Genomic DNA, 6,139 nt, shown 5'->3' on the forward strand with positions numbered 1-6,139 from the left:
TTGGAAGCACGAGCGGACGCTTACAAAGGAACGCTTTCGGGTGCCGGAGATACGGCGAATTTGTGGCGAGTGGTTTAGTTAGGACCTTTTTAGTCCCCTTGTTGTTATTACAGTCTTTGCAGGCGAGGGCTAGATTGCGAGGTTCGAACGTAAATCGAGCGTAAATGCCACTCTGTGATCCTTTGTCGATTATATGATCTAACTCAACGTGCCCTCTATCGAAGACGAGCGCTCTCCGGCAGTAACAGCACCGATCCGACTGCCGTTTCCTCAGTCGTTTTTTCAGAAGCTCTTTTAACCAATCGAAGTTAGAGTGCGTCCAGTTGTACCCGTACAAAGTGACTCCCGCAGTGATCTTCGTTTTGTAAACAGGGGCCAACCAGAATCTCTCTATTCTCTCGAAGTGAACGGGGATGATCGCCATCTCATTTCCCCCCGTGGCCTGGTAATTGCAAAACCAACGCTAAGGTTTCAATCATTTGTCGAGTCGCGTCGTCCTTCGGCAAATCCGGACGTGTCCTTGCCAGCGTCGCAACCAATCCCCTGAGCTTGCTGTTGGTGCGGTCGCCCTTGGCGAACAGGGCTAGCGCTTCGTCCATAGTTTGCGTGAAGCCTACGCTTCGAGAGCTCTTTAAGCCGAACATTTCCTGCAAAATCTCGTCGGTAGTCCATCCGAACGGACCGCCCGGAACGGAGTGAGCAATCAGTCGTTGGCCGCGACGCTGTATTTGTATCACCTCTGCCTCATCAGCACTAAGGGATGCAGCTATAAGCGGAGAATGCGTTGCCAGCTTGAAATCGTTTTATTTTCATGAGTCGCTCACGATGGTGTTTTATCCCGAACTACGATAGTTGCATCGTCGACGCGTATTTTACAGTGAAGGTCCGTTTGCCCTACCAACATCGCAAGACGACGGAACGGGACAAGAGACGCGATGGACTGGTTTGAGAACCCGGTGTGGCGCCAACGCCCGTTAGGTGCAGGATGGCAAGATGAGAAGTCTGATGTGCTAGTGTGGATTTCGATTGCGAAGCTCGATGCCGAGCGAAGTGGTGGCGACGAGTATGTCTGCAAGGGAACGCGGATCGCCATATCCGGAGCAATGCGCACGCATTGAACGGCGCATGGACAGTGCAGCCGATCTTGACATGCCGCCGTTGTGACCGAAGAAGCCCTTTGTTTCTCGCGGGCTCTCATGTAGAGGCATGGTTCGGAATCTTCGCCGTCGCTTATTCGAGTTCAGTCGATGCCCAGCGTGCGCGGTCACGGTGGTTTCCCGTGCTGACGTAATGCGCGTGATCGCCAACCGCATCTGCGAACTGCTGGGAAGCCTCGAAGTCCGCCAGTTCCGGGGGCATCTGCATCTCCGTCGCGAGCTGCCGAAGCTGGTTCCCGATTTCAGTGCCGTATTCTAGTGCGCGAATCTCCTGCAATCGCAAATGCAACGCGTCGAACCGCTTCTGTTCTTCCTGCACTGCAATGTACTCCGGGTCGGACAAATTGATGGGAGAACGGACCTGCTGACGCCGTTTCTGCATTTCCTTGTTCCAGGCTTGGAACTGGTCGTCCAGTTCTTTGAAGGCGGGGGCGCAGAACGTCAAAGCTCGTCACCAGTCGCACAGGATGGACGGCCCGCTTGATTTCATCCTCCGCGATTTTGGTGTCCCGCATCAGCTTGAGCACCGCATCCTCGATTTCGAGACTTTCTTTGCGTGCGATCGGACCGCGCAACCTGCCAATGCGTGACATTGTCTCGAACGTCAACTGAGCCAAGGTCGCGGTGAGACTTTTCAGGGATCTACCTGCTGGAAGATACCGTAGCCAACCGTAAGCTGATCGGTCGTTACATCGACGTGTGGGAGTATCCCGATGGTCGCATCGAGATCCGGGCCGCTGGCGTAGCGCTGCGCTATGTGCCGTACGACAAGCTCGCCGAGATTGATCAGGGTGCCGTGATCGAGCACAAGCGGCTCGGCCATGCGCTGCAGGTCGCGCAAATCCTGCAGGCGCAGCGCGACAACCGTCCGATCTCGGGTTCGCCATCACGTACGAATCGTGGCGCGGCGGTACGCAAACCCAACCCCTCGCCCGGCACGAAGAAGCAACGCGCATTCACCCCAGAAGACCTGAATCAGGCGATCATGCAGATCGCCCAGCAGTCAACGACGCCTTCAACACCTGGCCAACGGTCTGCACGCACTCGCTGAACGCACTGACACGCCCTGCCAGTTCAAGGCTCTCCTTCAACACTACGCGGATTCAAACCGTTAAAGACAGACTCAAACCCGACATCAAAACTACGACATTTGTATTTAGCCAGCGCTACGACATTTCTAAAAAGCCTCGACAGTTAGGTATCCTGGTGATTGGATTTGTATGGTTAAGCGGGTCATACCTATCGGGAATGCCTTTCATCGTCATGTTCACTACCCTGCAGCGAGATGTGGCATAGACAGCCAGAAATGGCTAGGGTTATGGTGAGCGTGCTGGGCCGCGACATGATGAAGGGAATGACGCGCGGCAGCCGGCCGATCGCATAGTTAGCCGAGCACGCACTTTGTCATTCCCTCGAAGACTGGACCTAGGCGGAAACTGGCGTGTTAAGAAGCTGTTGCTCTCAGAAACACGCAATTTCGCTACCGGCTGCATGTTGGCGCAGTACCTCGGTCGTCGCGCCTGCAGTTTCAATACGAGCCCAGTTGCGTTGCCATTCGGCCGCAGTGCCAGCCAGGTCATCATATTCGCACCCGCCGCGATCATGCGTTGTATAGCGCCCTTGTACGCCTGCTCAGGTGTACCCCCGATGCATCTGTGATGACCGTGGTGTCTTACCCTTCGCTGAGTGCCTGAATCGCGGGCATCGCTACACAAATTTCGGTCCACAGACCAGCGATGATCAACTGCTTGCGGCCGGTCGAAAAAAACGGCTCTTCGGCGCGTCTAAAAGTAAGCATAGGCGAGATACTGCGCCCCTGCGTGACACCCACATCTCACGGTGCCAACTTCCGTTTGGCAGGAAAGACTACAGCGCTTGCACCTGCACAGGTGCACCCGGCTTGCCAGAGACTTGGGGCGCAATCACCAGGTAGCGCCGCTTGTCGGCGGCAGTACTCGTACCCGGTACGACCACCTGACGGATCTGCCCAGTCGCATCGACGATCGCCGAACCCGCCGGGTTCGTCATGAACAGCGCAAACGATTCCACGTTGCCGCTGCCATCGGCGTTATCGGAAAGACCTAGCACGTAGGGGGACTTCGGCTGCAAGCCGGTCGCTGATGCCTGCAGTACCTGCAGCAAGCCCTGGTCGAACAATGCGACGCTGGTCGGCGCCATATCCGTCTGGCTCGCGCCAACCGGCACCAGGGTAAGGTGAGCGCTTTCGCCTGCCAGCCCGAGCGGTTGCGTGTTCTGCGACCCATCGCCTTCAGGCACTGCGTTCGGCACATACACAACTGCTTGCGGCGCTTGCCCAATCGGAATGGTTGCGATGACCTTATTCGTCAAGGAATCGATAGCGGTCATTCCGTCTGCGTTTTCCAGGCCGACATATACGCGGCTGCCATCGCCTGACGGCCAGATTCCATGCGGTAGCTTGCCGACCGGAATGGTGGCGACCTGCGAGAAGTCGTCGGTACGGAACACCTTTACCTGATTCAGCCCACCGACGGTGACATAAGCAAACGTCCCGTGCGCGTTGTGCACGATGTTCACGTGGTTCGTGATCGGACCTGTATCGATGACCCTTAGCGTCGCGAACGGCGGATGAGCGTCGAAGACCTGCGTCTTGCCCGTATCTTTCAGCGTGAACCAGACCTGCTTGCCGTCGGGTGTAGCCGCAATGTTCGGGCAGAACGGGCTTGCTTGTACTACCTTGCCGACCAGCTTGTGATCGGCTACGGAGATCACGTCCACTTCAGGATTGAACGACGAACACACGTACCCATACTTGCCGTCGGGCGAGAAAATCTGCATGCCCGGTCCCGCCGGCGTGGTAATGCGGGTCTTCTCTTCAAACGTGTGGCCATCCAGCACCGACACATAGTTTTCTCCCCGCACGGTGACCCAGACCTCGTTGCCGTCCGGCGTAAAAAATGCTTCATGCGGCGCCCGCCCGACATAGGTCACATGCTTGACGGCGTTGGTCTGCGTGTCAATGAACGATACAGAATTCGAGCCGATCGAGACCACCGTGATCGTACGATGGTCCGGCGAGAAACCCATGCCATGCACGAGAACTTGTCCCTTGTACAAGGGGCTGAAATTGCCCGGCGACGGGTCGCCAAGACGGATCACGCCCACCAGTTTATTGTCGACGGGGTCTGTGACGGAGACCGTATTCGAGAACTGTTCAGCCGCGTAGACGCGGTCGTGGTGGCTAATCGCGATGTCAGGTGATGACGCGAGATCGGGCGCTTGGCCTGCGCATGCAAGCTGCGGAATGGCCCCGAACGCGGCGGCCGCCAACACAGTTAGCGCCGCGGAAAACAGCGTGGATCGTTTCATTTCATCTCCTGGTCCATGCGCATCGGCATGGACATGTTTTTGCTGGACGCGGGTTGAGATGCGGTGGTGTGTCCCGGTGCCTGACCTTGATCCGGGGCCGGTGCGGAAGGCGGCAACGGTTGACCAAGAGCGAGGCGCATGGCGGTGATTTCCTGCTGCTGTTCAACGATGATTTCCTGCGCAATGCGACGCAATTGCTCGTTGTGTCCATAGCGCAGTTCGGCTTGCGCCATATCGATTGCGCCTTGATGATGCGGAATCATCATCGCGGTGAAATCGCGATCGACGTCGCCGCTCGGCTTGATCGGCATGCCGTCCATCATGCGTGTCATCGCCTGATCGTTTTCAGCGAGGAACGGCTTTTCCGGGCTTCCGCTGGCCGCGTCGGCGGCATGGGCCGGGGAACCGATTGAACCCAGCGCGATAACGACAACCGATAGTGCAATGGTGCCCATGCGATGGGTACGCAGAACCGCAGCGAAACTAAAAGACATGGCGATCCACCTTGAAGAATAGTCTTGAAGAACATCAATGCCTGAGCCAACCCGTTCGTATAATTTTTTATTCCGGAATATAGCCTTCGCGCATTGCCAGCTAAAACGATTTCCGGATTTCGCACGAAGTCGCATGGCGATCAACGCTCATCCATCGGGAATTGCCGAACCTGCTAATACCGCTGTAACGAATTGACGTCGATCCATGATGCGCTCCGTTAGCAGGTATTCGTGGGGTCTTAGGCGGGGCGGGTTAGAAGCGATGGCGGGATAGGCCATCGCTCTCTGATTCATATCGATTGTGCTCCCGGCCGATAATGCGTCTTGCGGTTGGATAGAGCTTAGATCTTGCAAAAGCCGAAAGCTACAATACCGTCGGTCGGCGTGGTGCTGAATAAGCATTGGGTAGACAGACGAAGGTATGGGTTTGAGACGAAATCAAACGGCGAAATCCGAGCCGCAGGCGGGTCATGGGCAGCATTGACACTCGTCAGCTCGGTGTTTCTCGACCCCATACTTAAGTAGTATTTCGGGCCAGCGCGACAGCCGATACCCTGTCATGTCATCGGAGCGTTTTCGTAGCTCCGGCCTATCCGGTTACACGGCATTTTCCGCAGAGTTCCAATTGCATACTCAATCGAACGGGATTGTTGCCATTGTGGACGACGACCAGGCCATCAGGGTTGCCGTCGCGAGTCTCGTCCGTTCGATGGGATGGAAGGCGGAACCGTTTGAGTCCGCGCTCGCTTTTCTGCAGTCGCCCAACATTGCACGAACGGCGTGCGTGATATCTGACGTGCGTATGCCCGGCATGTCCGGTGTCGAGATGCACGACCGGCTCTTGCAGCTAGGTCACCGATTGCCAACGATCTTTGTCACGGCCTTCCCCATTCCGGAACTCGACCGGAAGCGTGGCGCGCCCGGAGTCATCGCCATCCTTCTGAAGCCGATCGATGCAGTTGTCATGGCTGAGCATCTCGATCGGGCGCTGGCTTCGCCTGACAACTCGTGATTGGCCAGTTACTCCAAGTTGTCAGAGACGGCCGTGAGGCGGCTTAAGTCATCTCGTTAGTGGGTAGCCCCATTGCCTCTCGGCAACGAGGCCCCCGAAGAACCGTACGTGCGAGCTTTCCCCGCATA

The 6,139-nt window shown here is 56.7% G+C and carries 6 protein-coding genes and 1 pseudogene; 2 read left to right on the plus strand and 5 right to left on the minus strand.

Annotated features, from left to right (window positions below):
- From GSQ93_RS38665 to GSQ93_RS10645, 3 genes are all read right to left on the minus strand, one after another.
- Window positions 1-424: HNH endonuclease (locus GSQ93_RS38665; protein WP_216857611.1), on the minus strand; the 424-nt coding region annotated here is incomplete at its 3' end.
- Window position 425: 1 nt separating this feature from the next.
- Window positions 426-737 carry a hypothetical protein gene (locus GSQ93_RS10640; RefSeq protein ID WP_158935612.1) on the minus strand — a complete coding sequence of 104 codons (312 nt, stop codon included), beginning with the start codon at window positions 735-737 and terminating at the stop codon, window positions 426-428.
- Window positions 738-1,230: 493 nt separating this feature from the next.
- Window positions 1,231-1,539, minus strand: coding sequence for a hypothetical protein (locus GSQ93_RS10645; RefSeq protein WP_158935613.1), 309 nt, complete (start codon window positions 1,537-1,539; stop codon window positions 1,231-1,233).
- A 258-nt stretch (window positions 1,540-1,797) separates the two neighbouring features.
- Here GSQ93_RS10645 and GSQ93_RS10650 point away from each other — a divergent pair.
- Window positions 1,798-2,208 (plus strand): annotated as a pseudogene (locus GSQ93_RS10650) (ISNCY family transposase); the annotation flags it as partial.
- 815 nt (window positions 2,209-3,023) lie between these two features.
- On the opposite strand, the gene GSQ93_RS10660 reads toward GSQ93_RS10650, so the two are convergent.
- Together GSQ93_RS10660 and GSQ93_RS10665 are read right to left on the minus strand one after the other, a co-directional pair.
- A complete protein-coding gene (locus tag GSQ93_RS10660; RefSeq protein ID WP_158935614.1) occupies window positions 3,024-4,505 on the minus strand; it encodes a YncE family protein in 1,482 nt (493 codons plus the stop codon).
- Entirely contained in the window at window positions 4,502-4,960 is a 459-nt protein-coding gene (locus GSQ93_RS10665) for a DUF305 domain-containing protein (RefSeq protein WP_158935649.1), read from the minus strand. The genes GSQ93_RS10660 and GSQ93_RS10665 overlap by 4 nt, the downstream gene beginning before the upstream one ends.
- Window positions 4,961-5,624: 664 nt before the next feature.
- On the opposite strand from GSQ93_RS10665, the gene GSQ93_RS10670 reads away from it, so the two are divergent.
- A complete protein-coding gene (locus GSQ93_RS10670) occupies window positions 5,625-6,011 on the plus strand; it encodes a response regulator transcription factor (RefSeq protein ID WP_254073834.1) in 387 nt (128 codons plus the stop codon).
- Window positions 6,012-6,139 lie beyond the last annotated feature (128 nt).

The organism is Burkholderia sp. S171, from assembly GCF_009766085.1.
In the GTDB taxonomy this organism is placed as follows: Bacteria; Pseudomonadota; Gammaproteobacteria; order Burkholderiales; family Burkholderiaceae; genus Caballeronia.